Origin of the sequence: Mesorhizobium sp. M7A.F.Ca.CA.004.04.2.1, assembly GCF_004022825.1 — a bacterium.
Taxonomy (GTDB): domain Bacteria; phylum Pseudomonadota; class Alphaproteobacteria; order Rhizobiales; family Rhizobiaceae; genus Mesorhizobium.
Genome location: NZ_RZPH01000874.1, coordinates 1 through 2,606, shown reverse-complemented (window position 1 = coordinate 2,606; position 2,606 = coordinate 1). Strand labels below are relative to the sequence as shown.

3 protein-coding genes and 1 pseudogene are annotated in these 2,606 nt (G+C 64.9%); all 4 read left to right on the top strand.

All coding sequences use genetic code 11. The features are described 5' to 3' along the window. Positions 1-570, top strand: a 570-nt coding sequence (locus EN893_RS28500; protein ID WP_128361966.1) for an ANTAR domain-containing protein, incomplete at its 5' end; no start/stop codon positions are given. A gap of 19 nt (positions 571-589) precedes the next feature. Continuing rightward, a complete protein-coding gene (locus EN893_RS28495) occupies positions 590-1,456 on the top strand; it encodes an ABC transporter permease (RefSeq protein WP_127387289.1) in 867 nt (288 codons plus the stop codon). Further along, complete coding sequence (locus EN893_RS28490; protein WP_127268209.1) at positions 1,453-2,373, top strand: ABC transporter permease; 921 nt, start codon at positions 1,453-1,455, stop codon at positions 2,371-2,373. The genes EN893_RS28495 and EN893_RS28490 overlap by 4 nt, the downstream gene beginning before the upstream one ends. Before the next feature lie 34 nt (positions 2,374-2,407). Continuing rightward, a pseudogene (locus EN893_RS28485) lies at positions 2,408-2,606 on the top strand (ABC transporter substrate-binding protein); the annotation flags it as partial.

The window sequence follows — 2,606 nt, the reverse complement described above, 5'->3', positions numbered from 1 at the left end:
ATCCTGCACCGTCCGCACCCGACGGTGCAGGCGATCACCAGGCAATTGTCGGCCATCGGCCTGATCACGCTGGACTGCTGGCCCGAACTACCGCCCGAGGCGCTGGCGGCCGATTTCGTCTTCTTCGACGCCGATCTCGGCTTCGACGAGCAATTCCCGTGGAAGCCGGGCGAAGCGCCGATGCCGCTGGTGGCGCTGATCGGCTCCGAGGCGCCCGGCCGCATCGAATGGGCATTGTCGCACAAGGCCGACGCCCAACTCTTGAAGCCGGTCGGCAATGCCGGCGTCTACAGCGCACTGCTGATCGCAAGGCAAAGTTTCGAGGCGCGAAAACACCTGGCCAGCGAAATCGCCTCGCTTCGCCAGCGCGTCGCCGAGCGCCAGACCATCGTGCGCGCGGTGACGGCACTGGCGAAAGGCGCCGATGACGGCCGCGCCTATGCGCAGCTTCGCTCGCTGGCGATGAGCTGGCAGATCAGCGTCGAGGATGCCGCGCGGCGGATCGTGGCCATGACAAGTGAAGAAGCAACGGGGGAAGAAGGCGGCGATGACCAGTCCCATCGCGCCTGATCTCACCGCGCCAGGGCGCATGCCGGTCAAGCCGCGCGCCGGCGTCTGGCGCCGGCTGGTCAGGCGCCGTCTGGCACTGCTTGGGCTGGTGATCGTCGCCATTGTCGTTGCCGGCGCCGTGCTGGCGCCATGGCTGACAGGCTACGATCCCAACGAGCAGATGTTCGACGGCCTGACCATCGAGGGCTCGCCCTTGCCGCCGGATGCAAAATTCTGGCTGGGCACCGACCTGCTCGGCCGCGACCTGTTGACCCGCATCCTCTACGGAGCCCGCACCTCGCTGATCATCGGCATCGTCGCCAATGGCGTGGCGCTGTTCATCGGCACGCTGGTCGGTGTTGTTGCTGGCTATTTCCGCGGCTGGATCGGCAGTGCGCTGATGCGCTTCACCGATTTGATGATGGCCTTTCCGGCACTGCTGCTCGCCATTTGCCTGGCGGCGGTGTTCGAGCCGAGCCTGTGGATCGTCGCCATGGTCATCGCGCTGGTCAACTGGGTGCAGACCGCCCGCGTTATTTACACCGAGACCTCTTCGCTCGCCGAACGCGAGTTCATCGACGCCGAGCGCACCATCGGGGCGAGCGCACCGCGCATCCTGTTTCGCCACATCCTGCCGCATCTCCTGCCGACCATCATCGTCTGGGGCACGCTCGGCATTTCGACCACGGTGCTGTTGGAGGCGACGCTCTCCTTCCTCGGCATTGGCGTGCAGCCGCCGACCTCGTCCTGGGGCAACATCATCTTCGAGAACCAGACCTACTTCCAGGCAGCACCCTGGCTGGTGTTCTTCCCCGGTGCGGCGATCCTGGCGCTGGCACTGGCCTTCAACCTGATCGGCGACGCGCTGCGCGACATCCTCGATCCGACGCAAAGGGGCCGGGCATGATCGCCTATCTAGGCCGCCGCCTGATCCAGTCGCTGCTGATCCTGCTCGGCGTCTCGCTGATCACCTTCGCGCTGCTCTATCTCTTGCCGGCCGACCCGGTGCGCCAGATCGCCGGCCGCAGCGCCACGCCGCAGACGGTTGAGAACATCCGCCAGCAGCTCGGCCTCGACCAGCCCTTCATCGTCCAGTACTGGCGCTATCTTACGAAGCTCATCAGCGGCGATCTCGGCCGCTCCTACATCCAGCGCTCCGAAGTCACCGAGCTGATCGTCTCACGGCTGCCGGCAAGCCTGTTGCTGATGGTCGGCGCCATCCTGTGCGAGCTGCTGCTCGGCCTCAGCATGGGCCTGATCGCTGCCGTCAAGCGCGGCACCGGCACCGACCAGACGCTGATGGTCGCCTCCTTCGTCGGCGTCTCGGCACCGCAATTCGTCGTCGGTCTGCTGCTGCTCTACGTCTTTGCCGTGCGGCTCAGCTGGTTCCCGATCGGCGGCTATGGCACCTGGCGTCATCTCGTGCTGCCGTCGCTGACCATGGGCATACTCGGCGCCGGCTGGTACGCCCGCATGATGCGCTCGTCGATGATCGATGTTCTGCGTCAGGATTATGTCCGCACCGCCCGCGCCAAGGGCCTGGCGCGGCGAGCCATCCTTTTCCGCCATGCGCTGCCGAACGCCATCCTGCCGGTCATCGCCATGATCGGCATCGACATCGGCATCTTCATGGGTGGCATCGTCGTCGTCGAAAGCGTGTTCGGCTGGCCTGGCATTGGCCAGCTGGCGTGGCAGGCCATCCAGCGCGTGGACATCCCGATCATCATGGGCGTCACCCTGGTCTCGGCCTTCGCCATCGTGCTCGGCAATCTGCTGGCCGACGTCATCGCGCCCTTCATCGACCCCCGCATCAAGCTCAGATGAAAATGAAAACCAGACAGAGAAAGGGAACATAAAAATGAAAAAGTTTCTCGCTTCCACGGTAGCGGCATCGGCGCTGGCGCTGATGCTCGGCATGACAAGTGTTCGCGCCGAGGACACCGTCGATCCGAACGCCAAGCAGGGCGGCGCCATCACCATCACCTACAAGGACGATGTCGCCACGCTCGATCCGGCGATCGGGTATGACTGGCAGAACTGGTCGATGATCAAGAGCC

What these genes read in the sequence shown, in the direction of transcription:
- EN893_RS28495 (WP_127387289.1), top strand. Translation starts at nt 590, where the DNA reads ATGCCGGTCAAGCCGCGCGCCGGCGTCTGGCGCCGGCTGGTCAGGCGC.
- EN893_RS28490 (WP_127268209.1), top strand. Translation starts at nt 1,453, where the DNA reads ATGATCGCCTATCTAGGCCGCCGCCTGATCCAGTCGCTGCTGATCCTG.